31 protein-coding genes, 1 pseudogene and 1 riboswitch are annotated in these 23,491 nt (G+C 44.9%); of the genes and pseudogenes, 26 read left to right on the top strand and 6 right to left on the bottom strand.

Translation table 11 applies throughout. The features are described 5' to 3' along the window. The 14 genes and pseudogenes from DDE80_RS04635 to DDE80_RS04585 all read left to right on the top strand — a co-directional run. Window positions 1-133: zinc ribbon domain-containing protein (locus tag DDE80_RS04635; protein ID WP_153060869.1), on the top strand; the 133-nt coding region annotated here is incomplete at its 5' end. 109 nt (window positions 134-242) lie between these two features. Then, window positions 243-1,265: a LolA family protein gene (locus tag DDE80_RS04630; protein WP_153060868.1), complete on the top strand. Its 1,023-nt coding sequence runs from the start codon at window positions 243-245 to the stop codon at window positions 1,263-1,265. Window positions 1,266-1,582: 317 nt separating this feature from the next. Further along, a pseudogene (locus DDE80_RS04625) lies at window positions 1,583-2,083 on the top strand (RNA polymerase sigma factor); the annotation flags it as partial. Further along, complete coding sequence (locus tag DDE80_RS04620) at window positions 2,080-2,721, top strand: hypothetical protein (RefSeq protein ID WP_108306514.1); 642 nt, start codon at window positions 2,080-2,082, stop codon at window positions 2,719-2,721. The pseudogene DDE80_RS04625 and the gene DDE80_RS04620, both read left to right, overlap by 4 nt. A gap of 11 nt (window positions 2,722-2,732) precedes the next feature. Further along, complete coding sequence (locus DDE80_RS04615; RefSeq protein WP_108306513.1) at window positions 2,733-2,996, top strand: hypothetical protein; 264 nt, start codon at window positions 2,733-2,735, stop codon at window positions 2,994-2,996. A 75-nt stretch (window positions 2,997-3,071) separates the two neighbouring features. Continuing rightward, window positions 3,072-3,629, top strand: coding sequence for a biotin transporter BioY (locus DDE80_RS04610; RefSeq protein WP_108306512.1), 558 nt, complete (start codon window positions 3,072-3,074; stop codon window positions 3,627-3,629). Then, on the top strand, window positions 3,630-5,132 hold the full coding sequence (locus DDE80_RS04605; protein WP_108306511.1) for an amidohydrolase: 1,503 nt from the start codon (window positions 3,630-3,632) through the stop codon (window positions 5,130-5,132). A 271-nt stretch (window positions 5,133-5,403) separates the two neighbouring features. After that, complete coding sequence (locus DDE80_RS15115) at window positions 5,404-5,559, top strand: hypothetical protein (RefSeq protein ID WP_161952269.1); 156 nt, start codon at window positions 5,404-5,406, stop codon at window positions 5,557-5,559. Then, a complete protein-coding gene (locus tag DDE80_RS04600; RefSeq protein WP_108306510.1) occupies window positions 5,560-6,267 on the top strand; it encodes an AAA family ATPase in 708 nt (235 codons plus the stop codon). 11 nt (window positions 6,268-6,278) lie between these two features. Next, window positions 6,279-7,514 carry a GNAT family N-acetyltransferase gene (locus DDE80_RS04595; protein WP_235612275.1) on the top strand — a complete coding sequence of 412 codons (1,236 nt, stop codon included), beginning with the start codon at window positions 6,279-6,281 and terminating at the stop codon, window positions 7,512-7,514. Further along, window positions 7,514-7,705, top strand: a complete 192-nt coding sequence (locus DDE80_RS15025) for a hypothetical protein (protein ID WP_153060867.1) — start codon at window positions 7,514-7,516, stop codon at window positions 7,703-7,705. The genes DDE80_RS04595 and DDE80_RS15025 overlap by 1 nt, the downstream gene beginning before the upstream one ends. A 2-nt stretch (window positions 7,706-7,707) precedes the next feature. Further along, window positions 7,708-7,908 (top strand): helix-hairpin-helix domain-containing protein, encoded by a 201-nt coding sequence (locus DDE80_RS15265; protein ID WP_108306509.1) that lies wholly within the window; start codon window positions 7,708-7,710, stop codon window positions 7,906-7,908. Continuing rightward, window positions 7,901-8,065, top strand: coding sequence for a hypothetical protein (locus DDE80_RS15260; protein ID WP_201261491.1), 165 nt, complete (start codon window positions 7,901-7,903; stop codon window positions 8,063-8,065). Before DDE80_RS15265 ends, DDE80_RS15260 begins: the two co-directional genes overlap by 8 nt. Window positions 8,066-8,267: 202 nt before the next feature. Further along, window positions 8,268-8,489: a hypothetical protein gene (locus DDE80_RS04585; RefSeq protein WP_108306508.1), complete on the top strand. Its 222-nt coding sequence runs from the start codon at window positions 8,268-8,270 to the stop codon at window positions 8,487-8,489. Window positions 8,490-8,947: 458 nt separating this feature from the next. Here DDE80_RS04585 and DDE80_RS04580 read toward each other — a convergent pair whose 3' ends face one another. Then, window positions 8,948-9,340 (bottom strand): glucosamine 6-phosphate synthetase, encoded by a 393-nt coding sequence (locus DDE80_RS04580; protein ID WP_108306507.1) that lies wholly within the window; start codon window positions 9,338-9,340, stop codon window positions 8,948-8,950. Window positions 9,341-9,588: 248 nt separating this feature from the next. On the opposite strand from DDE80_RS04580, the gene DDE80_RS04575 reads away from it, so the two are divergent. Together DDE80_RS04575 and DDE80_RS04570 are read left to right on the top strand one after the other, a co-directional pair. After that, window positions 9,589-10,947: an aspartate kinase gene (locus DDE80_RS04575; RefSeq protein ID WP_108306506.1), complete on the top strand. Its 1,359-nt coding sequence runs from the start codon at window positions 9,589-9,591 to the stop codon at window positions 10,945-10,947. A 69-nt stretch (window positions 10,948-11,016) separates the two neighbouring features. Then, entirely contained in the window at window positions 11,017-11,238 is a 222-nt protein-coding gene (locus DDE80_RS04570; protein ID WP_108306505.1) for a hypothetical protein, read from the top strand. Between the two features lie 12 nt (window positions 11,239-11,250). Here the strand turns inward: DDE80_RS04570 and DDE80_RS04565 are convergent, their stop codons facing one another. From DDE80_RS04565 to DDE80_RS04555, 3 genes are read right to left on the bottom strand one after another with little or no spacing between them, the layout of a single operon-like run. Continuing rightward, window positions 11,251-11,808: a TetR/AcrR family transcriptional regulator gene (locus DDE80_RS04565; RefSeq protein WP_108306504.1), complete on the bottom strand. Its 558-nt coding sequence runs from the start codon at window positions 11,806-11,808 to the stop codon at window positions 11,251-11,253. A gap of 13 nt (window positions 11,809-11,821) precedes the next feature. Then, window positions 11,822-12,133: a DMT family transporter gene (locus DDE80_RS04560; protein WP_108306503.1), complete on the bottom strand. Its 312-nt coding sequence runs from the start codon at window positions 12,131-12,133 to the stop codon at window positions 11,822-11,824. After that, window positions 12,133-12,456, bottom strand: a complete 324-nt coding sequence (locus DDE80_RS04555) for a DMT family transporter (protein ID WP_108306502.1) — start codon at window positions 12,454-12,456, stop codon at window positions 12,133-12,135. Before DDE80_RS04555 ends, DDE80_RS04560 begins: the two co-directional genes overlap by 1 nt. 134 nt (window positions 12,457-12,590) lie before the next feature. Between DDE80_RS04555 and DDE80_RS04550 the strand changes: the two genes are divergently transcribed. The 8 genes from DDE80_RS04550 (at window position 12,591) to DDE80_RS04515 (ending at window position 20,126) form a co-directional block, all read left to right on the top strand. After that, window positions 12,591-13,259, top strand: coding sequence for an adenosylcobinamide amidohydrolase (locus DDE80_RS04550; RefSeq protein ID WP_108306501.1), 669 nt, complete (start codon window positions 12,591-12,593; stop codon window positions 13,257-13,259). Continuing rightward, complete coding sequence (gene cbiB / locus DDE80_RS04545) at window positions 13,250-14,227, top strand: adenosylcobinamide-phosphate synthase CbiB (RefSeq protein ID WP_427901794.1); 978 nt, start codon at window positions 13,250-13,252, stop codon at window positions 14,225-14,227. Before DDE80_RS04550 ends, cbiB begins: the two co-directional genes overlap by 10 nt. Next, window positions 14,218-14,775, top strand: coding sequence for a bifunctional adenosylcobinamide kinase/adenosylcobinamide-phosphate guanylyltransferase (locus tag DDE80_RS04540; protein ID WP_108306500.1), 558 nt, complete (start codon window positions 14,218-14,220; stop codon window positions 14,773-14,775). Before cbiB ends, DDE80_RS04540 begins: the two co-directional genes overlap by 10 nt. Before the next feature lie 10 nt (window positions 14,776-14,785). Further along, entirely contained in the window at window positions 14,786-15,547 is a 762-nt protein-coding gene (gene cobS, locus DDE80_RS04535) for an adenosylcobinamide-GDP ribazoletransferase (protein WP_161952268.1), read from the top strand. Continuing rightward, entirely contained in the window at window positions 15,517-16,116 is a 600-nt protein-coding gene (locus DDE80_RS04530) for a histidine phosphatase family protein (RefSeq protein WP_235612274.1), read from the top strand. The genes cobS and DDE80_RS04530 overlap by 31 nt, the downstream gene beginning before the upstream one ends. Beyond that, entirely contained in the window at window positions 16,059-16,448 is a 390-nt protein-coding gene (locus tag DDE80_RS04525; protein ID WP_108306498.1) for a bifunctional adenosylcobinamide kinase/adenosylcobinamide-phosphate guanylyltransferase, read from the top strand. Before DDE80_RS04530 ends, DDE80_RS04525 begins: the two co-directional genes overlap by 58 nt. A 90-nt stretch (window positions 16,449-16,538) precedes the next feature. After that, window positions 16,539-16,716, top strand: a riboswitch (cobalamin riboswitch). 131 nt (window positions 16,717-16,847) lie between these two features. After that, window positions 16,848-19,073 (top strand): ribonucleoside-diphosphate reductase subunit alpha, encoded by a 2,226-nt coding sequence (locus DDE80_RS04520; protein WP_108306497.1) that lies wholly within the window; start codon window positions 16,848-16,850, stop codon window positions 19,071-19,073. Between the two features lie 15 nt (window positions 19,074-19,088). Next, window positions 19,089-20,126 carry a ribonucleotide-diphosphate reductase subunit beta gene (locus DDE80_RS04515; RefSeq protein WP_108306496.1) on the top strand — a complete coding sequence of 346 codons (1,038 nt, stop codon included), beginning with the start codon at window positions 19,089-19,091 and terminating at the stop codon, window positions 20,124-20,126. Between the two features lie 40 nt (window positions 20,127-20,166). On the opposite strand, the gene DDE80_RS04510 is transcribed toward DDE80_RS04515, so the two are convergent. Beyond that, window positions 20,167-21,183 carry an acyltransferase gene (locus DDE80_RS04510; protein ID WP_108306495.1) on the bottom strand — a complete coding sequence of 339 codons (1,017 nt, stop codon included), beginning with the start codon at window positions 21,181-21,183 and terminating at the stop codon, window positions 20,167-20,169. A gap of 184 nt (window positions 21,184-21,367) precedes the next feature. Beyond that, on the bottom strand, window positions 21,368-21,928 hold the full coding sequence (locus DDE80_RS04505) for a YdcF family protein (protein ID WP_108306494.1): 561 nt from the start codon (window positions 21,926-21,928) through the stop codon (window positions 21,368-21,370). 156 nt (window positions 21,929-22,084) lie between these two features. Here DDE80_RS04505 and DDE80_RS04500 point away from each other — a divergent pair, with 156 nt between their 5' ends. Beyond that, window positions 22,085-22,702, top strand: coding sequence for a LysE family translocator (locus tag DDE80_RS04500; protein ID WP_161952267.1), 618 nt, complete (start codon window positions 22,085-22,087; stop codon window positions 22,700-22,702). A gap of 310 nt (window positions 22,703-23,012) precedes the next feature. Beyond that, window positions 23,013-23,471 (top strand): metal-dependent hydrolase, encoded by a 459-nt coding sequence (locus DDE80_RS04495; protein ID WP_161952266.1) that lies wholly within the window; start codon window positions 23,013-23,015, stop codon window positions 23,469-23,471. Window positions 23,472-23,491: the final 20 nt, after the last annotated feature.

The raw sequence follows: 23,491 nt of genomic DNA, 5'->3' as shown, positions 1-23,491 counted from the left end.
TTGTGGTGCAGAAAAACCTATGAAGCTATCTGAACGTACTTACCGTTGTTCATGTGGGTATGTGGCATATCGTGACTATAATTCAGCCATCAATATCAAAAATGAAGGCATTCGCCTATTGGCATTAGCATAGAAACAAAAACTCTTGGAACAAGAGGGTTAGCTCGGTCAGTTTTCGTTGGCTAGTAAAAGCAACGATAAGTCGAGAAGCCCCCACTTCAATTAGACAGCAAGGTCAATAAGTGGTGGGTAGTTCACAAACCGCAAGTTTATTACTCGCCGCTTCTGTCGCATTAGGCGCATGTAGCGAAGGAGACGTCAATAACTATTCACCTGAACAAGTCATTGAAAATGCGCTTCAGCAAACCGAAAAAGCGTCGCGCTATTACGGTGAAGCCACGCTTACATTAAATGATACGACGATGCATATTAAAGAATGGCATGATGGCGAAAATCGCCGCGTCGAAGTAACGGGCGACGGTGAAGAAGCGATTAGCGTATTAGCGGACGGCAAAATGACAACTTACGATAAAAAATCAAATAGCGTCTATACGTTTTCGATGGGAGAAGACGCCGAGACATTGCCATCGCCGCAACAAACGGCTGAAAATATGTTAAATATTATTAAAGATACCCATGAGGTTAAACTGATTGGGGAAGAACAAGTAATCGGACGCGACACCTACCACATTCAAGCGCGCGAAACGAAAGAAACGTTATTTGGCAACCAAGACTTTTGGATTGATAAAGAAACATGGGTCATTTTACAAGCAAAATCACAAACAGGCGATACCGAAACAACGACGGTATATACGAAGTTTGATACGAAGCCAAAAATGAGCGACGACTTATTTACCATTGATATTCCTAAAGATGCGAAAGTCGAAGTCATTGAAGAAGAGCCAGAAGAAACGATCACGCTTGCAGAAGCACAAGCCATTTACCCGCAATTATTAACGGTAAAAGAAGAAGCGGCAGCGCGCATTACAAAGCTTACTAGCGCGAAAGGCGAGCCTGAAATTACGTTTGAGTACGAGCAAGCCGGCATGTCCGTTAGCATTTTTAAAGATACAACTACAGAAGAAGACACGGCAATCCCAGGGGATACAGAAGTTGACGTGCTCGGTCAAAAAGCGCAATATACAGAACTTGGTGACTTTAAGCTACTCAACTTTGCGAAAGACGGCTTGCGCTACAGCATTATGCCAACGAGCGAAGCGACGCAGCAACAAATCATTGCGTTTGCTAATAAACTCGAAAGCTAACCCTCGCCTTGTATAGCGAGGTGCTTGTGCACACATTTTCACGAGTTATTTGCATAGAAAGCACCAAACGCGCAGGTTTCTCTAAATTATCTGCATAGAAACGGCAGTTCGCCGCATAGGGAATCGATTGTGCGCATGATTTACTAGATTTTCGGCATAGCGGCCACTTCTTTAACACATAAACCCATTTCTTGCTTGTCAGAAATGGGTTTTATCATGTTTGCGGGAGTGACCTGCTTAGCACCACTAAAACTTTTTAAAATTAATGTGACGGATAGTAAAGTAGCAACGTCTATAAGGTAAGAAAGAGAGGCGATAGCGTGCACATTGAGGATGTAATGCAAACGTACGGCGATTATTTAACGCGCGTGGCGTACTTATATATGAAAGACGAAATGCTTGCTGAGGATGTAGTGCAAGATGTGTTCGTTAAATTTTATCAAAGCGCACAGTTTGAAGGGCGCGCGTCGCTAAAAACCTATTTGGTGCGGATGACCATTAATCGGTGCTATGACGAGTTGCGTAAACAACAGCGCAAAAAAGAAAGTTTTTTCGCTAAAATTTTTAGGCGTACGGATCAAACGCCAGAGAGTATGGCGGTTGCAAAAACCGAGATGGGCGAAGTGACGACAGCTTTGCTCAATCTACCGCTCGCACAGCGTGAGGCGATTATTTTTTATTACTACGAAGAAATGACGAGCGTCGAAATTGCCGAGCTACTTGGTATTAGCGAGTCTACGGTACGTATGCGGCTGAAGCGGGCGCGTGAGGCACTGCGCAAGGTACTGACTGATATGGAATGGGGGGATGAGGTATGAAAGACAAGCTAACAAAAGAACTTACGCACATTCGTTTTACACGGCAACAACACGTAATAGAAGCGACAAAGCCAAAAGCGAAAAAAGCCAACTGGCAATATCGCACGGTGCTTGTCACATTTGCGCTACTCACGCTATTTTTTACTGCAACCTTTGTGGGTAACGGCAAAAGCTTACAAACGGCGATGCAACGTTCGGAAAATACCGCACTGCAACTGCTTGGCAATACGTATGTACTCATCATCCTCTATTTTGGTATCGTACTCGCAATCCGTTATGCGCAAATTCGTTTTTATGAGCGCAAGCGAGCGACAGCGGTGGTAACTTGTCCGCATTGTGGGCATGTGCTAACGAAGCGTGAGCGTATGAAATTATGGCTATACGGCACAATGTACGGCAAAAAGTGTACATCTTGTGAGGTGCGTTATTATATTACGCGCAAAAGTACGCAGCGCACAGCGGCGACGTATCCGCTGACGTATTTAGCCATCTTCGTGCCAGCGAATATTTTCCCAAATTTAGCGGTTGGTTTGCTTGTTGGATTTGTTGGGGCGCTACTGCTTGTGTCAACGGTTTATCAAGCAATTGAGTTACAAGAAGACGATCCCAATCAAGAACCAATTAAACCATTATGGTAGGAGGAAGTCATATGAATGCATGGGGCATTGCCGCTTTAGTAATTGGCGTCGTTGTGGTGTTGCCACTCTTTTGGGTGGCAGCGTTTAGCTTTGTGAAGAGTGGTGAGCGCAACGTACAGTTTGTATTATTTTTATTTACGATTGCGCTTAGCACCAACATATTCCCCGCAACAACACTTACGTTAACGCTACTAGCGGCAGTCGTGCTCGGCTTTATTTTGTATATGCTCGTTTGCGTAAGACGTGATAAGCTGGGCGAAAATTCTAAAAACTAATTGACAAGTATTCTCCCTTAGGATAGATTTGAGTAAACCTATAAAAAATAAAAGGTTACTAAAGGAGAGAGTAGTATGCAACATTCAAAAACAACTGGCTATGCGATGGCGGCGCTCGGTGCTGCGATTATCGCAGTGCTTGCACAAGTAACGATTCCATTGCCGTTTTCGCCAGTTCCGATAACAGGTCAAACATTTGCGATTGGTTTAATCGTTACCATTTTAGGGATGCGCTTAGGCTCGCTATCTGTGCTCGTTTATATTTTACTTGGGGCAGTAGGCGCGCCAGTATTTAGTGGCATGTCAGGCGGCTTTGGCGTACTTGTCGGCCCAACAGGCGGCTATATTGTCGGCTTCTTACCAACTGCTATTATTATGGGCTACTATATGGATAAACTCGGCTATACGTACGTCAATGCGATCATTGCTAACTTAATCGGTATGGTCGTGACATTAGCGTTCGGTACAGTATGGCTAAAAATCGCGGCAGGCTTAAGCTGGCAAGCAGCGATGGCAGGCGGCGTGTATCCATTCATTCCACTTGGCATTGCTAAGGCAGTTGCAGCCGCTTGGATTGGTGTACTCGTACGCAATCGTTTAAAATCAGCGCGCTTACTGTCAGAGGTGGCATAAATGACAACTTTGTGGTTTGGGGGCACATTTTATACGATGCAGGCGCCTGGTCATACGACGGACGCCGTATTAACAGACGGACATAAAATTATTGCGCTTGGTGAAGATGCCAAGGCGCAACACGCAACTGAACACATTGACTTAGCCGGGGCGTACGTTTACCCCGGCTTTGTTGATAGTCATTTGCATACCATTGGCTACGGCGAAAAACTACTGCACCTTGATGTATCAGCGTTTACTAAGCGTAGCGCACTACTCGAGGCACTCGCTGAACGTATGCAACAGGCACAGCCTGATGATTGGGTCATTGCCATTGGTTATAACGAGGCGCAGTTTGATGATTCGGCATACCCAACGCTTGCTGAGCTTGATGCCCTCGGCGACGCACACCTAATTATTAAACGCCAATGCCACCATTTAATTATCGCCAATAGTAAGGCGCTAGCGTTTGCGGGTATTACTGAGGCGACGACTGTTGCGGGTGGTGTAGTTGAAGCGGACAAGGGCGTATTAAAAGATGCGGCGCTTTATTTAATCGTTAATCATATGCCGCATATTACCCCTGCTTACATAGAGCGGGCGTTAACGTTAGCGCTAGATTCACTCCTAGCGATGGGTGTTACAGGTGGGCATAGTGAAGATTTAAGTTATTATGGTCCGCCTAGTCAACCATTTGAGGTGTTTACGCGCTTAGCACAAGGGCGTTTTAAAGCACATTTACTGCAGCACCATGCAACGTTTGCGGTGAGTAATACCTTTCAAGCAACCCGCTACGTGGCACTTGGCGCAATGAAGATTTTTGTGGACGGTGCTTTTGGTGGGCACACAGCGGCACTTAGTGAGCCGTATGCGGATAAAGCATCAACGGGTATGTTAGTGCATACGACAGCAGAGCTTACGGCACTCGTACGTGAGGCGCGTGTGGCAGGGCGCGAGGTTGCGGTGCATGTGATTGGCGACCGAGCCATCGCAACGATTTTAGATGTTTTTGAGGCATTGCCACCACAAAAGGGGCAACGTGACCGCATCATTCACTGCTCGTTAATTAACGAGGCACTTCTTGCGCGCTTAGCACGTATGCCGATTATTGTCGATATGCAGCCGCAATTTGCGCATGAATCGCGCGCGTTATTAACCGAACGTTTAGGTGAGGCGCGCATGCCGTATGTGCACCCACTTGGTAGTTTACTACGCGCAGGTATTTGTGTAGCAGGTGGCAGTGATGCACCCATTGAGCATCCTGATCCGCTTCGTATGATCGAAGCCGCCATCACGCATCCAAATCCGAGTGAGCGCCTTACACGTTACGAAGCAGTGCAATTAGTAACGACCAATGCCGCACACGCCATTCACGAGCGTGAGCGAGGCAAAATCGCACCGGGCTTTGATGCCGATTTTTCGGTCTTTACGGGCGACATTTTTAGCGCAGACTTAACGCGCATCCACGCATGCAAAACCGTTGTGGATGGGCGCATTGTATATGACAAAGCGCTTGGGAGATAAATCGATTATCCTTGCTCTTGTTTTATCGTTATTAAGCGCAAGGAAAAGAACGGTTTTTGACATATGTCACTTTAGCTAACCTATTTTACATGTAATTTACGTAAAATAGGTTTTCTTATTTAGTGTACTTCCGCCGACAACTGTTTATCACCCTATAGCGTGTCTTGCTAAAAAAGTAACTTTAAGCTCAGCTTGTTATAATAGAGGAAAGAGGTGAGGATATGTACAACCAACAACAAAGCTTTCACCTAAATTTATCAAGGTACAACTAGTGTACGCACGCGCAAAACTGATTGAGGTCGAAATCAAACAATCTTTTGGTTTAGCGAGCATTTCTATGACAGGGCGAGGTGCATCCGTGCGCCACGCTACCTTGCGTGATGTCACATGGGATTATGCACGTACCGAGGATGTGAGGAGGAGTTAAATGTATTTACAACATTGTCGTTTAGAAGGGGAGCGTACACCGCGTTTTCCCTTTACTATACCGAGCCTTGCGCATTTTGAGCGGCTCGAATTTCCTACAAATGTTACGTTTTTTGTAGGCGAAAATGGCTCAGGTAAATCCACGTTACTTGAGGGCATTGCGGATCGCTGTGACTTTAACACAGCAGGCGGTGGGCGCAATCATTTATACGAGGTGCATAAAGCAGAGGCGGTAATGGGCGAGCATTTGCGCCTTGCATGGGGGCAAAAGGTGAGCAACGGCTTCTTTTTACGTGCCGAAACCTTTTACCAATTTGCCGAGCAGATTGATAAGCTCGAATCACCGTCTAAATATGAGCCCTACGGCGGCAAGTCTTTGCTTGAGCAATCGCACGGCGAGTCCTTTTTAAACTTATTTATGTATAAATTCAGCGGCAAAGCGCTCTATTTACTTGATGAGCCAGAGGCAGCGTTGTCCCCGCAACGTCAACTAAGTTTACTACGTATTATGAAAGATTTAGAGCACGAGGCACAGTTTATCATTGCGACGCACTCACCGATTTTACTCGGCTACCCAAATGCTACCATCTACGAATTTGATGAAACCGGTATTAACACGGTACAATATGAACAGACGATGCATTACAGCATCACGCGACGCTTTTTAGAGGCGCGCGAAATTGTGCTTGCACAACTATTTGAAGATTGAGGGGATTTTGTATGATTAGCCAGAGGAAAGGCTTAATTATGAAAGAAATCGCGCAGCAAGATATGGCGCAGTCCATTGACTTATTAAACTATGTGTTCCAAGCGTCGGTATCGATGCAAAAGGACCGCTTCTTTGTCAATGTTAAAAGTAAACAATTTGACGTTGGGCATGCGCTCGGCTGGTATGACAAGGAGCAACTCGTATCGCAAGTGCTAAGCTTACCGTTTCAAGTGAATATCCACGGCACCGTTTACGAGATGGGCGGCATTACCGCAGTCGGCACGTACCCCGAGTACTCAGGCTACGGCTTAATGCAACAATTACTCGAAGAATGTTTACTGCGTATGCGTAATGAAGGCAAATACATTTCGTATTTATTCCCGTATTCCATTCCGTATTACCGCAAAAAAGGCTGGGAGATTATGAGCGACATTGTGGAGTTTGAAATTAATGACTCACAACTGCCGTATTATAAAGACGTACCGGGCAAAATGCGCCGCGTGGACATTCGAGATACCGATTTATATGACGTGTACGAGCAATGGGCTAAAGTGACACACGGGGTGATGGTGCGCAACCAAATTGCGTGGAACGAAAAATACTACGAAGACTTCTGGGAAGAAAAATTTATCGATACAGACGTGCAACTGCAAGCCGCGATTTATTTTAATGAGCAGGAACAACCTCAAGGCTATTTATTTTATCGTATTATGGAAGACAATTTTTATATCGATGAGATGGTCTATTTATGCGAAAATGCGCGCAAAGGCTTATGGAATTTCGTAGCGGCGCATAGCTCGATGATTTATAAAGTGTATGGCAAAACAACAGGCAATGAACCTGTCGCCTTTTTATTAGAAGACAGCGAAATCATTCAAAAAGTGACGCCGTATTTTATGGCGCGTGTCGTTGACGTCAAAGGCTTTTTAGAGCAGTTTCCGTTTAACCGCTCCGCCTTTCATATGCAGCTAGCCATTACAGATAGCGTAGTAGAATGGAATAATGGCATGTTTGAAATTATCGCACAAGACGGCGCCGTTATTGTCAATCGTTTAAGCGACACGGTTGATCCAACAGACGAGCACGCTGTCCACATGAATATCCAAACGTTTGCGACGCTATTTTTAGGCTATAAACGTGCCCACTATTTAGAAAAGGTTGAGCGACTGCATGGCAATGCGATGTCAATTGGGATGTTAGAAGACATTATCCCTATGGGCATTCCGTCGTTCATTGATTATTTCTAATGCAGCGTTTATGGCAACTATGTCTAGCCATCGGTTTACTGATGATGCTAGGTCGCTTAGTAACAGCGCTATTACTGCGCAGTGGCATCCAAACCACCTCATTGTTTTTTGACCTCCAACTCCCATCCATCCTCATTTTACTGGTAGGGCTAATTGGGGTAGAAGTAACAAAGCACAGAAAGAAGGGATAACTATGCCGTTCCCTAAAGAACTCGCAAAACCTGCGATTCGAGCCTTGCGTATTGCGGGCTTTGACTCCATTGATGCGCTCCATAATCAGCGTTATGCTGACATTGCTAAATTGCATGGTGTGGGCGACAAAGCACTCAAAACCATTACGGCCGAGCTTGCACGCCGAGGGCTCGCATGGCAAAAGGAAGACGCGAATGCCTAAAGTATTTCTTTTCTTTTTAGCCATGGCGCTGTACTATATTATAGGGATTACACTCATTACTAAAATTATAATTGTGCCAGCAATGAAGGCTTTAGCGCTCGTATTTTTTATCGGTGCAGGCTTCATCTATTCACGCAAATGGCGCAAACGATTGTAAAACGAGGTTATGCAGCCTCGTTTTTTAGTTGGTTATTTAGTATAGTAACATAGAAAATAGACAGAAAATTATTACTAAAGATGTAGTATAGGCTATAAAAAATAGTATTGTAAAGATGGTTTAACAAACTTGTAATATGGCTAAACTATAAGTAGAACAGTGTCCTTCATTCTTGTGAATTTTTAACTGAGGAGGTTTTCGTATGCCCCAATCCAATTGCCGTCGTTATTTAGAGCAAGCCGAGCAACTAGAACAATTAATTGAAACAAAAAAAATACTCGCTGCTACAATAACGAAAAATGGCTTAACCCAAGATTCCTTGATGCGTTACAATAAGCTAGAAGAGAAAATCGAGACAACAGAAGTCGCCATCCGCATCTATGAGCGCAATATCTTACTCTTTGATTGCCAAAGTGTAAGCTAACTTAACCATTCAACCGTCGCCTAAAGCGACGTTTTTTTATGCATCTCAACCGTGCGTGTAAGTTGCTTGCTATGCGGCTAATTTTGCTAAACGTGCGCACTTTGGTGTTTCTATGCAGGTAATTTGTTGAAACGTGCGCACAAGTCCGTTTCTATGCAAGTAATTTGTTGAAACGTGCGCACAAGTCTAGTTCTATGCAGGTAACTCGTGAAAACATGCGTGTTACGTCAAAAAATAAAGGCATCACATGATAAAACCCATTTCCAAAGGTCAGGAAATGGGTTTATGCGTTAAAGAAGAGCGTACTATGCGAAAAAAGCTCGCTGCTATGCAGATAATTTTGCTAAACGTGCGCACTTGAGTGTTTCTATGCAGATAACTTGTCGAAACGTGCGCACTTGAGTGTTTCTATGCAGATAACTTGTCGAAACGTGCGCACTTGAGTGTTTCTATGCAGATTAGTGCAGTAATTGCGCTAGTTTGGCATCTCGTTCGTCAGGTGTTAGCTGTTTATTGTCGAGTAGCATAGCGCCAGGGCGGATGGTAGTGCGCTCATTGTCGACTAAAAATTGGATTTTCGTGTCTTTATGATCCGCAAACGCGCAGTCGCCTTGGAGCTCCACCACGTCTTGGTTTTTCGATGTTTCGAAATAAATCCATTTTACAGGTTCGCAGGCATCGGCTAATGTGCCGAGCTTTTGCGTGCCAAAGTCGTCGAGTGTGCTCGCCTGTACATATTGAATGTATGCATTGTCTTGAATTTGTTTTTTAGGTCCAAACATAAAAAAGAACGTAATCATAATGCCAATGGGTATAATCCATAAAATATTACGCTTCGTTAATTTCCCCATACAAACCCCTCCCATCTACAAAGGCATTGTATCATCTACGACTTATGCATGACTATACTAAATTTTCAAAAAAGCCTTAACTATTGCGCACATTCCTACTATAATAGTACAAATATACAGAATTTACGCCTAAATTGTGAACAGTTACACAAATGCTATTGACGAAAAAACAGATAGTTTGTACACTGTGTAAAAGCAAGTGTTTTTCTTAGGCGTACACTAAATTAAAAAGTAAGGAAATGATAATGATGATTGTATGTAAATTCGGAGGAACTTCAGTCGCAAGTGCCACACAAATTAAAAAGGTAGCCGACATCGTAAAAAGCGATCCTAATCGCAAAATTGTTGTTGTATCAGCACCAGGTAAGCGTACGGGTGATGATGTTAAAGTTACAGACTTACTGATCGATCTTGCGGATGCTACATTAAAAGACGTTGCTGTCGACGAAAAAATCGAAGCGGTCGTAGCGCGTTACCGTGCGATTGCTGAAGGATTAGGTTTAGACGAAGCCATTTGTGAAGTGATTAAAGCAGATTTATATGAGCGTGTAAAAGTGGACCAAACGAACACGGAGCTCTTCATTGATAATATTAAAGCGAGCGGGGAAGACAATAACGCAAAATTAATCGCTGCGTACTTCTCAAGTATTGGCATGAAAGCGCGCTATGAGAGCCCGCTAAATTCATTAGTCGTAAACGATTTACCTGAGCGCACCTATGCGTTGCCTGAAGCGTATGACAACTTAGCAAAGCTTGCTGATACGGACGAAATTATTGTGTACCCTGGCTTCTTTGGCTATACAAAGGACGGCACACTGCGCACATTTGACCGCGGTGGTTCAGACATTACAGGTTCCATTATTGCGGCGGCCGTACGTGCGGATATGTACGAAAACTTTACGGACGTAGACTGCGTATTTTCAGCTAACCCGAAAGTTGTTAATTGCCCGGTAGAAATTAAAGAAATTACGTACCGCGAAATGCGTGAATTATCGTACGCGGGCTTCTCGGTATTCCATGACGAGGCGTTAATGCCTGTCTTTAAAGTAGGCGTACCGGTAAATATTAAAAATACCAATAACCCAACAGCACCAGGCACACGCATCGTGTCAAAACGCGCATCAAGCGGTCGTCCGGTGACAGGGATTTCGGCAGATAACGGCTTCTCGATTTTATACGTATCGAAGTATTTAATGAACCGCGAAGTAGGCTTCGGTCGTAAGTTACTGCATATTTTAGAAGATGAGCATATTTCATATGAACATACACCATCAGGCTTAGATGATATTTCGGTTATTATGCGTTCAGACCAGTTAACAGATGATATGGAAGCGCGCATTTTACGCCGCGTTAAAGAGGAGTTACATGCGGATGATGTTGCGTTCCGTCACGGTTTCTCTATGATTGTTATCGTAGGTGAGGGCATGCGTCATAACACAGGGCTTGCGGCACGTGCGGCGGCTGCGATTTCGAAAACGGGCGCTAATATCGAAATGATCAACCAAGGTTCTTCTGAAGTAAGTTTAGTGTTTGGCGTTATGCAAATGTACGAAAACCAAATTTTAAAAGCGTTATACGACGAATTTTTCACAAACGTTCCTGTATAAGTGATTGCGCACATGCGGCAGTTGTCGGCATGTGCGTTTTGCGTTACACTACGGAGGGAGGTTAGGCCGTTGAATAAAATGTTAATTGGGTTTTCGATTTCGGCTGTGGGGATTGTGCTTTTCGCATTAACGGTGCTAAAAATCATCCCCGTCGATACGAAAAATACACAACTGTTATTAGTCGCTGTGAGCTGGGTGTTTATTATTATTGGCTCGGTGATGCGCTACAAAGCTGTAACGAAGCAGCATAAAGAATGGAAAGAAAATCAAAACAAGGAGATGCCAAAGTGAGCATCTCCTTTTTTAGTACACGCCTTGCCAGAAAACCGCAAAGCTTGCGTCAATTTTACGCGCCATAACAGATGGTGGCGTCGCGTACAGTAAATCAGCAAGTAGCGCATTCGTTACGCCGCTAAATGCATCCACCGCAACTTGAACATCAACTTGCAAGGGCGTCTTAGCAAAAAGCGCGTGCAAATGAGCTTCATATAAGGCGTAAAGCCCGCTCACTTCCGCCGCCACGCGCGCCGCTAAATGCGCGGGTGGGTAAAAGTTAACACGCAGCCAAAAGCGCTGGCTGTGCGAGGTGCTAAAATGTTGGTCGAGCGCTTGTAAAAATGTGCGTAACACCTCTTTAGTATTGCCTGTTGCCTGCGTAAAGAAGCGGTCGTAAAAGGCGATTTCCTGTGCTTTCGCATAGCGTAGCGCCTCTAAAAAAATGGCGTCCTTATCCGCAAAATGAGCGTACAGCGATTGTTTTTTTAAGCCGACTGCATCGGCAATTTGTGCGAGGGACGTACCCGCATAGCCATCGGCGACAAAGCATGCAAGCGCCGCTTCAGTAATATGTTGTTTTTTCATCTGCTACTCTCCTTTAGCCGAGTAATTTTAAGCCTACGACTGAGGCGATAATAACGGCGATGCATACGAAACGTCGCCAGTCGCGCGCTTCGCCAAATAGCAACATGCCCATAATGGTCGCGCCTGCTGTGCCGATACCTGTCCACACCGCGTACGCTGTGCCCATAGGGATGGTATTCATCGCAAATGATAATAACGCGAGCGAAGCCCCAAAAAAGAAAGTCATTAAAAAGTAGCCGTCTATTTTTTTATGCGCAGCACGGTTCATACCGTAGACGGCACCTACTTCACATAAACCTGCGATAAGCAGTGCAAACCAAGCCATTACGCCACCTCCTCTGTAATGCGATGTAAGCCGATAATACCGAGCACTAATGTGCCGAGTAAAACGAGCTTTAACGCGTGTACCGCTTCGCCAAAGACGATGATTTCGGTAAGTACCGTACCGACTGTGCCGATGCCGGTAAACATCGCATACACCGTGCTAGAAGGCAGGTGCGCCATCGCCGTTAGTAAAAAATAAAAGCTTGCGATAATCGCAATAATCGTAATGCTCCACGTACCGAATGAAGCGGCATGCTTTAAGCCGACGACCCAAATAATTTCCACGAGCCCCGCTAACACGACCATCAACCAATATTTATTCATTATCGTCACTCCTTTACGAACGTTCGTCAGTTTTTTATAGTTTTTCACACATTCGAGCAAATGTCAAAGCAGGGCGTCTGTCGTTTCGCTAAAAATCATGGTAAACTTAGCAAAGAAACGATGGAGGTGTCACGATGACCATAACAATTACAGAGGACCGGGTTGTCTTTCAGTCGGCTACCCCTATGAAAGTCGTGTCCTCTGCGATGATTAACGCGGGTATCGGTTATTTTCAGAACTTTGTGAACCGTTCCGTACCAAAGACGTACGATAATCGTACACCGCACGAAGAATACACAGCGTACTTACACGCACATGGCTTTGACGTTGCTGCAACGGTCGGCATGATGACTGCTGTGCCAGCCCGTCATGCGCTCATTCGTACCTTTTGTGAACAACAGACGCATATTACGGTCATGGTGACGGCAGGCTTAGGCAATGCGGTAGACATTACGCGCGCTAACTTACGAAAAGAGCATTATGCACCAGGTACGATCAATTGCTGGGTTATGATTGAAGGCAAACTTTCAGACGAAGCGCTACTGCAAGCGCTCATTTCCACGACTGAAGCGAAGGCGAAAGCGCTATTTGCCGAAAATATTATCGACCCTACGACCGGGACGCTTGCGACAGGCACCTCGACAGATAGCGTGTTAGTAGCGAGCACTGAACGCGGCGAAACTTACAATTATGCTGGGCCGATTACGTTACTTGGCAAAGTGATTGGGCACGGCGTTTACGAAACGATGCGCGAGGCGTTTCAAAATTATAAAAAAGAAGTAGGTGACGGCACGTGGCGTTAATTTTTATTGCCGCTTCCCTCGTAGGGTTATTGCTTGATGCTATCATCGGCGACCCACCGAAGCTACCGCACCCTGTACGCTTTATCGGCAACCTCATTGCTTGGCTAACGAAGCGCTTAAACCACGGCAACCATCGCCGATTAAAAGGGGTCGTGCTTACCGTCGTAACGGTCGGTGTTACCGTGTTAGTCGTCAGCAGCATACTATGGCTAGCCTACCGCGTACATATTGCCCTCGGCTTTACGATCGAAGCGCTACTGATCGGGGCAGCGCTCGCTAAAACGAGTTTGCGTCAAGCGGCAATGGCGGTGTATACGCCACTTGTTGCGGGCGATTTACAAGAAGCGCGCACGAAGCTGTCGTGGATTGTCGGACGCGATACGATGCATTTACAAGAACCCGACATCGTGCGTGGCGTCGTTGAAACCGTATCTGAAAATACGAGCGATGGCGTAACAGCGCCGCTTTTTTATGCGCTATTATTTGGCGCAGTCGGCGTCTGGGCGTATAAAGCGATCAATACGCTCGATTCGATGGTCGGTTATCAAAATGATAAATACCGCGATTTCGGACGATTTTCAGCCAAGCTCGATGACGTCGTGAACTATGTGCCAAGCCGCATTACAGGCTTTTTAATCGTATTATTTACGCATAACGCTACCCCGCATTCACTAGGCAAGCGCATGCGCCGTTTTTTACGCGACGCAAAAGTGCACCCAAGCCCAAATAGCGGTTATTTAGAAGCGGCAACCGCTGTACAGCTCGGCGTACAACTCGGCGGCTACAATCAGTACGAAGGCGTCGTCAGCTATCGCCAAGTGATGGGCGAGCCACTCGTGTCATTAACGCGCGCTCATATTCGTCAAACGATTGCGCAAATGCACGTCGCTACGTATAGCTTTACGATTATCGGCGTAGCGCTATTACTTTTGCTACATTATTTTTGGGAGGGATTAGGATGGAATTAACATTTATCGCAGGTGGTGTGAGAAGCGGCAAATCGGCTTTTGCCGAAAACTTAGCACTCAGCGCCTACAAAGGAGACGGACGTCTCGTTTATATGGCGTCAGGCGTGGCGATGGATAGCGAAATGAAACAGCGCATTGCACGTCACCAAAAAGACCGTGCCACACAGCCCATCGCATGGCATACGATTGAAGCCCCGCTACGCATCGGTGCGATTATGAACACCTTGCGAGAAGGAGACGTCGTACTTTGGGACTGCGTCACGACATGGCTAACGAATATGATGTATATGCCAATGGAAAACAAAACAATTAATAGCAGCGAGCGTCTCGAGGAAGCTCGCATGATTATTCAGCAAGCATTCGCAACGATTCAGCACAAAAATATTACGTTTTTTGTCGTCTCTAATGAGCTGTTTGATGAGCCTGATTTACGTCATAACGAACTTAATCATTACCGCAAAGTGCTTGGCGATATTCACCAGTGGCTTGTCGAGCAGGCGACAGCGGCGTATGAATTGACGGAGGGTATCGCAAAAAAATGGAAGTAGGAGGATGACGATGTGGCATAGTATACTCGCAGCGCTACAGTTTTTTACAGTAATTCCTATTCGGCGTGAGATCCCGCTCACCAAACGCACCGTAACGGGTATGTTTTTAATGCTCGCCTGGATTGGGCTCGGCATTGGCGCCTTGCAGTATGGCGTGTTTGTGGTGCTATCAGATTTTACGTTAACCCCGTTATTTATCGCGGTGGCTCTCGTCTTAACGAGTGCGCTGTTAACGGGTGGTTTGCATTTAGACGGCTTTATCGATACGAGTGACGCGTTTTTCTCTTACCGCGACATTAAAAAACGCCATGCCATTTTAGACGACCCGCGCGTCGGTGCATTTGGCGTGATGGCTTTCGTGTTTTTAATTTTAAGTAAAATCGTCATTTTGTATGAGCTCATCACATTAGGCGTGATGCACTGGGCGCTTTTTGTGCTCGTACCATTTATGACCCGCAGCGGTATGTTGCTGTTTGTGTTGACGACAAAGCCCGCCAAAGATACAGGGATTGCGCATTTTTTCTTGCAGAAGTTGCATAAAAGCACGCCGTATTTTGCGCTGATACAGTTAAACGTCATCATCATTTTATTTGCGGTCACTTTAACGAGTACCGTGCCTGTTATTTTAGCCATTATTTTACTCGCGACTGTCGTGTTGTACCGCAGCTTTACACTACGTAATTTTGGCGGTATGTCAGGCGATTTATTCGGGGCATATATTGAAGGTGCGGAGGTGGTATTATGGCTCGCCCTGCTGTTACACTACGCTTAATGCGCCATGCGAAAACGCCGATGAATGCGCGTAAAGCGTATCTCGGCTGGACAGATGATGCGCTTATTACGACCGATTTACCTATACAAAGCAACGCGCAACACACGATTATTGGCAGTGATTTACTGCGCTGTAAGCAAAGCGCTACTGCGTATTTTCCGCAAGCTACGTACTGTGCCGATGCTCGGCTACGCGAAATGCATTTTGGTGATTTTGAAGGAAAAACGTATGAACAACTTAAACATTGGCCTGCCTACTGTGCGTGGCTAGACGATCCGTATGCACCTGTACCGAACGGCGAAACATTCGCGCAGTTTTTAGCGCGGGTTTACGAGGCGTTTTTAGTGCACGCCAAAGACGGTCGCATCTTTATGACACATGGTGGGGTAGTGCGCGCATTATTGCAACGCTTTGCGCCAACTGAACAACCTTTTTGGCATTACCACGCACCACATACGACGATATACACATTAATTTGGCAACACCAACAAGATTTTGAGGAGGCAAAACGATGCACGTATTTATTGGAGGCGCCCATAGCGGAAAAACCGCATATGCGCAAAAAGTAGTAGAAGGACAGGACGCGGTATGGCTCGAAGCGGTACCATTAATCGTACAACAAGCACCCGTCGTAGTAATTGACCGCTTAGAAGACTGGCTCGTTACCCAAGATTTGAGCGATGAGGATGCGGTCGTAGCGCAATTAATGACACAAGTGCGCGCGTTAAACGAAGCGTCAACCGTCTATTTAGTCGTTGCCGATGTCGGACGTGGCATCGTACCTATGGACAAAAAATTACGTCAGCTACGCGATGTATGCGGACGTTTTTACCAGCAGCTATTTGCGGAGGCTGATAGTGTAACTCGCATCTGGTATGGGCTAGCTGAAGTATTAAAATAGTGCAATAACGTCACATTTTGATACAAGTTATTTCGTACTATTGCCACGATAAACACAATATGTTAGATTGTTAAGAGTATGTAACCACAATATATAGTATCGATAAGCGGTGTCCAATCAGGACGTAACAGGGAATTTGCCACACTGTGAGCAAAGCTGTCCCCGCAACTGTAAACGATGACAAAGTCTACAAACCACTGCATGAGCGGGAAGGGTAGACGGCGGATGATTCGCAAGCCAGGAGACCTACCGATTATCACGTGAGCACACTCTTCGGGGATTGAGAAGTGGAATAGCAACGACCTTTAGTGGCGTTGTTTCCATTTTTTAGTCATGCATTTTTTCCATGCGCCGATTTGTGGTGCGTGGTTTTTTTATTTTTTTAGGAGGTTTTTATTCATGACAATAACGACAATGACAAGTATCACAGCACGTGTAGCTGCGCTAACCGAAAAATACGGTGAGGAGGCACTCGAGCAATTTTTACGCCAATCCGATCGTTTTTTACGTAAAAATGAAGCAGCAACCTACGGGGAATGGGCAGATGCCATGGTACTGCAAACGTTAGGCTATATCGACGAAGAAGAGCCGTACTGGACGTTTATAGCGGCAGATATTTATTTGCATAAACTGTACCATGATGCAGCGAGTTTGCGTGGTGTAGCGGCAGACAACGTATATGACAGCTTTAGCGTTAACCTAGCTAAATATGTAGCAGCAGGGCTTTATTCGCCAGTGCTCGTCGAAAAATACTCACCTGAAGAATTAACTTTATTAACAAATACCATCGTGCCCGCGCGCGATACATTATTTACGTACATCGGTCTAAAAACAATTATTGACCGTTACGTGGTGCGTGATTACAGCAAGCAAACGGTAGAGCTACCGCAAGAGCGCTTTATGGTCATTGCGATGATTTTAATGCAAGACGAAAAAGACAACCGCATGGCTAAAGTACAAGAAGCCTACTGGGCAATGAGTAATTTATATATGACGATGGCAACACCAACACTTGCGAACGCAGGTAAAACACATGGTCAACTTTCAAGCTGCTTTATTGATACAGTAGACGACAGCTTACAAGGCATTTACGATTCAAATACTGACGTAGCCACGCTATCAAAATTTGGCGGCGGCATTGGCGTGTATATGGGTAAAATCCGTAGCCGTGGGTCGGCCATTCGCGGCTTTAAGGGCGCATCAAGTGGTGTACTCCCTTGGATTAAACAACTTAACAATACAGCGGTTTCTGTAGATCAACTCGGACAGCGCCAAGGTGCGATTGCCGTTTACCTTGATGTATGGCATAAGGATGTATTTACCTTCCTTGACCTACGCCTAAACAATGGTGACGAGCGTATGCGTGCGCATGATATTTTTACAGGGCTTTGCCTACCAGACATCTTTATGGAAGCGGTCGAAGCGCGTAGTGACTGGCACTTATTTGACCCGCATGAAGTACGTAATGTCATGGGCTTTAGCTTAGAAGATTACTACGACGAAAAACGCGGTGAAGGCTCATTCCGCCAAAAGTACGCGGCATGTGTTGAAAACCCTGAGCTAACACGCACAGTCGTACCTGCGATTGATATTATGAAGCGTATTATGCGCTCACAGCTCGAAACAGGCGTACCATTTATGTTTTACCGCGATGAAGTCAATCGTAAAAACCCAAATAAACACGAAGGCATGATTTATTCGTCAAACCTTTGTACAGAAATTGCGCAAAACATGAGCCCAACGGAGTTTGAGTCAGTTGAACTCGAAGACGGTCTGATTGTCACAAAGCGCAAAGCAGGCGACTTTGTGGTATGTAACCTAAGCTCAATTAACTTAGGACGCGCCGTACCAGCAGATGTGCTAGCGCGCGTTATCCCAATTCAAGTACGTATGCTTGATAATGTCATTGAACTTAACACTATTCCTGTACGTCAGGCAGAGCGCACAAACGCACGCTACCGTGGCATCGGGCTTGGCACATTTGGTTGGCATCACCTGCTTGCGCTAAAGGAAATCGCATGGGAAAGCGACGCAGCGGTACAATTTGCCGACGAACTATACGAAAAAATCGCTTACTTAACGATCCAAGCTTCAAGTGATTTAGCAGCCGAAAAAGGTGCGTACCCATTATTTGAAGGCTCAGACTGGCAAACAGGCGCGTACTTTACAGCGCGTGGCTACGAGGGCGAGGCATGGGCAAACTTACAAGCAAAAGTTGCCACACAAGGTATGCGTAATGGCTACACAATGGCAGTTGCCCCTAACTCAACAACAGCGATTATTGCAGGCTCAACGGCCTCAGTCGACCCAATTTTCCAAAAGAGCTACTCTGAGGAGAAAAAGGACTATAAAATTCCGGTAACCGTACCAGATTTAAACGCCAAAACGACATGGTTCTACAAGTCAGCGTACTTTATTGACCAAAACTGGTCAGTTAAACAAAATGCGGCACGTGGTCGTCACATTGACCAAGGGATTTCGTTTAACCTGTATGTACAAAATACCGTAAAGGCGAAAGACTTACTCCAACTGCATATGAATGCGTGGGATAGCGGCGTCAAAACGACGTACTACGTGCGCTCAACGTCGGTCGAATTAATTGACTGTACATCATGCGAAAGCTAAAAGGAGAGAGAATGAATGCAAGTACATGAACGTAATATTATGGACAAAACAGCACCCAACGCCTCAACAGGTATTATTAACGGGCGCTCGTCTAATATTTTAAACTGGGATGACGTCCGCTTTAGCTGGGCGTACCCAAAATACAAAAAGATGCTCGGTAACTTTTGGACACCATTTGAAATTAACATGAGTAATGATGTTAAACAGTTTCCTGAGCTAACAAAGGATGAGCAAAACGCCTTCTTAAAAATTATTGGCTTGCTTGCCTTACTGGACTCGATTCAAACGGATTATGCAGGGCGCGTAGCGGATTATTTAACGGACTCTAGCCTAAATGCCTTAATGATTATTTTAGCGCAACAAGAAGTCGTGCATAATCACTCGTACTCTTACGTGTTATCAAGCATCACTACAAAAGACGTACAAGACGCAACATTCGACTTTTGGCGTACAGAGCCAACACTCGAAAAACGTAACGACTTTGTCATTAAGGGCTACCGCGATTTCATCGAAAATCCAACCGTAGACCACTTACTCACATCAATCGTGCATGATATTATTTTAGAGGGGTTATTCTTCTATTCAGGCTTTGCCTTCTTCTATCACTTAGCACGCAATCAAAAAATGGTTGCCTCAAGCACAATGATTAACTATATTAACCGTGATGAGCAACTGCACGTAGATTTATTTATTAAAATTTACAAGGAAATTTTAAATGAGTTTCCGGAGTATGATACAAAAGAGCGTGAGGCACAAGTCATCGAAATCTTTAAAGAAGCGGCAGCACTTGAAGTAGAGTGGGCACGCGAGGTAATCGGTGATAAAATCGACGGCTTAGATTATGAGGATGTTGAAGACTACGTCTACTTCTATACGAATGTGCGCTGTAACCAACTCGGCTATGAGCGTCCGTTTGAAGGTTACCGCAAAAATCCAATGAAATGGATTAAAGCGTATGAAGATGTGGATATGGGTAAAACCGATTTCTTCGAACAAAAATCACGTCAATACGTAAAAGTGAATGTTGAGGATAACGGCTTCGACGAACTATAAAACGAAAAGGAGGACCGCGTGGGCGGATCCTCCTTTTTGTTTAGCCAATATACGGTTTGAGCTTCGGTATTTTATATAAAACACCAATCACAAGCATAGATGACAGTAATACAAATACCGTATTAACTGGAATGGCAATTAATAGATTTGTATTAATAATATGTTGGATAAAGTACGGTTCAATGACATCTAGCACGAGCAAATGTACAAAATATACACCAAAACTTGTGGCACTAATCGTCTGAATGATAGCGTTCGGTTTTGTGCAAACTTGCTTCGTCCATACAAATAGCGCAATACTCATTAAAATAACGGTCGGGCTATGGTAATAATAAAAGAAACCTTCAAAGCTACCTTTAGCTGCGGTAAAATATGTCGTTAGGATAATCGTTAACACCGCACCTATTACCCCGAGGAAGTAAATAAACAACCGCGCACGTTTAGTAAAATCAATACGAAACAGCACATAGCCTAATAAAAATAAATAAAAATATTCTTTAATTGGCGTGTAGTTTGTTACTTTAATGTCTGCCATCGCAAAGTTCCATGCGGGTAAAAGTGACACCGTAATAAAACCAATTGTCATTAAGTAAATGAGTTGCTTATCCGTTAAACGTTGGATCCATTTTGTTAATAATGGCGCAATTAAGTAAATCGGGATAAGCGCATATATGTACCAAAAATGATACTGAATACCATCATTAATTAAGCGTTTAAAGAAGTCGGCAATACCAAAATCAAAGACGCCTTTCGATACTTTGTAGCTATAATACACTACGCTCCAAATTAAAAAGGGGATGCCAAGGCGTGTAAACGTTTTGACGCCAATGTTCTTAAGGGAGGGCTCTTTAGCGCTCCGCAACATTAAAGCACCACTAATCATTAGAAATATAGGTACACACCAACGCACGAGGGAGTCGAAAATATTGCCGACTTGCCAGGCAGCCATACTCACATCTCCGTATAAGTAAGGCGCAGCCACATGAAGTAGCACGACACCCATTATTGCGAATGCTCTTAAATAATCAATAAAGACAAAACGCGACTGATTTTCCATATTTCACGCTACTTTCTATTTTTTATTGCACGACGCACTATAGTATAGCAAAAAATCCTTTGATTTCCAATATGCAATAATTCAAATTAACCATTCATCTTCCTCTTATCGTGGGCGGATCCTCTTTTTGTTTAAATGATGATAAAAAAACGAACGATACCGCAAAATATCGTTCGTTTTTATGTTATTTACCTGTAATCGCCGTTTTCGCTAATAAGATGCGTTCGCGTTGTATGACTTTAAAGCGAATGTTTTTTGGTGTTTCCGCCGCAATGGCATTCACTTGTAGACCGAGGCGACGCGCAATTAATTTCGCGCGGGCGCAGTGGTAGTCACTCGTAATGATCGTAATGCCCGTTACTGCAGGCATGCGTTTTAAGCTAAAGGCGATGTTTTCGTATGTAGACGTTGACGCATCTTCTACAATAATACGTGAGCTGTCTAAGCCGTGCGCAGTTAAATAAGCAAGCATGACAGACGCTTCTGTCGCATCTTCATCGGCACCTTGTCCACCAGTTACGACAAACGTAACGTGAGGATATTTTTTAGCATAGGTGAGCGCTTCGTTTAAACGGTATTTTAATGCGCGTGATGGGATGCCACCCGCATTCACTTTCGCCCCTAAAATAATCGCATACTCATGTTCGCCGTGGGCATGGTTACGATGACCATTTTTAACGAGACGATCAAAGTATAGATGGAGCGCCGTCATCGTGCCAGCTGCAGCGAGTAATTTCTTTTTCATTGTAAAACCTCCTTACCTCCTTTATTATAACGATAAAACGAAGCGCGTGGCATTATATAATAGAAGAAACACAAAAAAATACAAAATTAACGCTAGGCAAAGCGCCCAAGCTCCGTTATAATAATTTGAAAATTACAAAAGTGAGAAGGAATGCATATGCAGGAATATTTAATTTTTATTGGCGTGGCCCTCGTCATCATTTTGTCTCCGGGGCCTGACTTTATTTTAGTGCTCAACAACGCCTTAAGCCAAGGTATGGCAAAAGGTTATGCGACGTTTTATGGCATCGTTGTCGGGCAATTGGTGCACGTAGCGGCGCTCGTCTTTGGGCTATCGCTCATCATTGCCAAATCGCAGCTGTTATTTGACACCATTAAATGGCTCGGTGCTATTTATTTGATGTACCTCGGCGTGCGCTCCTTAATCGCCAAACAGCCACCTGACCACGAAATTGTGAAAACGACGCATCAAAAAAGTCGACCGCACTGTTTTACAGAAGGGCTAATGAGCACGGTATTTAACCCGAAAGTGCTGCTATTTTATTTAACCTTTTTGCCGCAGTTCATTCACCCCGGCGAAAGTGTGGCGTTTAAATCATTTCTGCTCGGCAGCTTATTTATTGTATTAGTGTGCGCGTGGTATACGGTATTTTTACAGCTTATTCACCGCATGGAGCGCTGGTTTAAGCGCGGGCGTTCGCAACTTTTTCTTAATCGTATTGCCGGTGTAGCGCTCGTCGGCATTGGCGCGAGTTTACTCATAAAAAACCGTTGATTCGAACGTATTTTCGTATATAATAGGTATGACAGGTCGAATGGGCTAGTTACCATTCGGCTTTTTTATTGAACTTTTTAATATCACTCAAAAAACGCGCACAACACGACAACTTTGCGCATAAAAAGCGGACTTTCCCGCATAGGAAGGATGAAAACGCGCACAACACGACAACTTTGCGCATAAAAAGCGTACCTCCCCGCATAGGAAGGATGAAAACGCGCATAGCACGATAACTTTGCGCATAAAAAGCAACACTAACTGCTCTACACAAAGCAACCCTTATTAGATGAGAGAGGAGGTTAGACAGATGGGCTGGGAGTCACATTTCGTAACAGGCGCACTCGCAGGCTATGTCGTTACAAACAGTTTTGTAGGGGCGCTCGTTGGCGGCGTAGCGGGGCTTGTCCCTGATATTGATGAGCCAAATGCTAAACTTGGGCGCTATGTGCCATTTTTCTCGCGCTGGTTAAAGCATACGTTTGGTCACCGCACCTTAACACATTCTTTACTGTTTTTTGCGGCAATCGGCGTGGCACTTTATTATTTTGACGTCGACGAACGCTATACATACGCGGTACTTGCGGGGCTTATGGCGCACAGCGCTTGCGATATGATCACAGGGCGCGTGCAATTATTTTATCCACTGCCAATGAAGGTCGGTATTCGGGTGAAACGCAAGTGGTCAAAACGCATTGACGAAGCCGCAAAATGGCTGGCACTTGGTGCATTCATTGCGCTCGTACTGCGCAATATTGTGATAGGATAACGATAAGGAGGGATCATATG

Origin of the sequence: Metalysinibacillus jejuensis, from assembly GCF_003057615.1 — a bacterium.
In the GTDB taxonomy this organism is placed as follows: Bacteria; Bacillota; Bacilli; order Bacillales_A; family Planococcaceae; genus Metalysinibacillus; species Metalysinibacillus jejuensis.
Note: the sequence above shows the minus strand (reverse complement) of the source record. Positions and strands in the feature narration are given on the sequence as shown.

Coding starts and splice junctions, on each gene's coding strand:
- DDE80_RS04525 (WP_108306498.1), top strand. CDS start 16,059: ATGCACGTATTTATTGGAGGCGCCCATAGCGGAAAAACCGCATATGCG.
- DDE80_RS04595 (WP_235612275.1), top strand. CDS start 6,279: ATGATTAGCCAGAGGAAAGGCTTAATTATGAAAGAAATCGCGCAGCAA.
- DDE80_RS04555 (WP_108306502.1), bottom strand. CDS start 12,456: ATGAATAAATATTGGTTGATGGTCGTGTTAGCGGGGCTCGTGGAAATT.
- DDE80_RS04530 (WP_235612274.1), top strand. CDS start 15,517: ATGGCTCGCCCTGCTGTTACACTACGCTTAATGCGCCATGCGAAAACG.
- DDE80_RS04560 (WP_108306503.1), bottom strand. CDS start 12,133: ATGGCTTGGTTTGCACTGCTTATCGCAGGTTTATGTGAAGTAGGTGCC.
- DDE80_RS15265 (WP_108306509.1), top strand. CDS start 7,708: ATGCCGTTCCCTAAAGAACTCGCAAAACCTGCGATTCGAGCCTTGCGT.
- DDE80_RS04580 (WP_108306507.1), bottom strand. CDS start 9,340: ATGGGGAAATTAACGAAGCGTAATATTTTATGGATTATACCCATTGGC.
- DDE80_RS15260 (WP_201261491.1), top strand. CDS start 7,901: ATGCCTAAAGTATTTCTTTTCTTTTTAGCCATGGCGCTGTACTATATT.
- DDE80_RS04565 (WP_108306504.1), bottom strand. CDS start 11,808: ATGAAAAAACAACATATTACTGAAGCGGCGCTTGCATGCTTTGTCGCC.
- DDE80_RS04550 (WP_108306501.1), top strand. CDS start 12,591: ATGACCATAACAATTACAGAGGACCGGGTTGTCTTTCAGTCGGCTACC.
- DDE80_RS04500 (WP_161952267.1), top strand. CDS start 22,085: ATGCAGGAATATTTAATTTTTATTGGCGTGGCCCTCGTCATCATTTTG.
- DDE80_RS04520 (WP_108306497.1), top strand. CDS start 16,848: ATGACAATAACGACAATGACAAGTATCACAGCACGTGTAGCTGCGCTA.
- DDE80_RS04600 (WP_108306510.1), top strand. CDS start 5,560: ATGTATTTACAACATTGTCGTTTAGAAGGGGAGCGTACACCGCGTTTT.
- DDE80_RS04605 (WP_108306511.1), top strand. CDS start 3,630: ATGACAACTTTGTGGTTTGGGGGCACATTTTATACGATGCAGGCGCCT.
- cobS (WP_161952268.1), top strand. CDS start 14,786: ATGTGGCATAGTATACTCGCAGCGCTACAGTTTTTTACAGTAATTCCT.
- DDE80_RS04575 (WP_108306506.1), top strand. CDS start 9,589: ATGATTGTATGTAAATTCGGAGGAACTTCAGTCGCAAGTGCCACACAA.
- DDE80_RS04495 (WP_161952266.1), top strand. CDS start 23,013: ATGGGCTGGGAGTCACATTTCGTAACAGGCGCACTCGCAGGCTATGTC.
- DDE80_RS04540 (WP_108306500.1), top strand. CDS start 14,218: ATGGAATTAACATTTATCGCAGGTGGTGTGAGAAGCGGCAAATCGGCT.
- DDE80_RS04585 (WP_108306508.1), top strand. CDS start 8,268: ATGCCCCAATCCAATTGCCGTCGTTATTTAGAGCAAGCCGAGCAACTA.
- DDE80_RS04505 (WP_108306494.1), bottom strand. CDS start 21,928: ATGAAAAAGAAATTACTCGCTGCAGCTGGCACGATGACGGCGCTCCAT.
- DDE80_RS04615 (WP_108306513.1), top strand. CDS start 2,733: ATGAATGCATGGGGCATTGCCGCTTTAGTAATTGGCGTCGTTGTGGTG.
- DDE80_RS04515 (WP_108306496.1), top strand. CDS start 19,089: ATGCAAGTACATGAACGTAATATTATGGACAAAACAGCACCCAACGCC.
- DDE80_RS15025 (WP_153060867.1), top strand. CDS start 7,514: ATGCAGCGTTTATGGCAACTATGTCTAGCCATCGGTTTACTGATGATG.
- DDE80_RS04510 (WP_108306495.1), bottom strand. CDS start 21,183: ATGGAAAATCAGTCGCGTTTTGTCTTTATTGATTATTTAAGAGCATTC.
- DDE80_RS04620 (WP_108306514.1), top strand. CDS start 2,080: ATGAAAGACAAGCTAACAAAAGAACTTACGCACATTCGTTTTACACGG.
- DDE80_RS04610 (WP_108306512.1), top strand. CDS start 3,072: ATGCAACATTCAAAAACAACTGGCTATGCGATGGCGGCGCTCGGTGCT.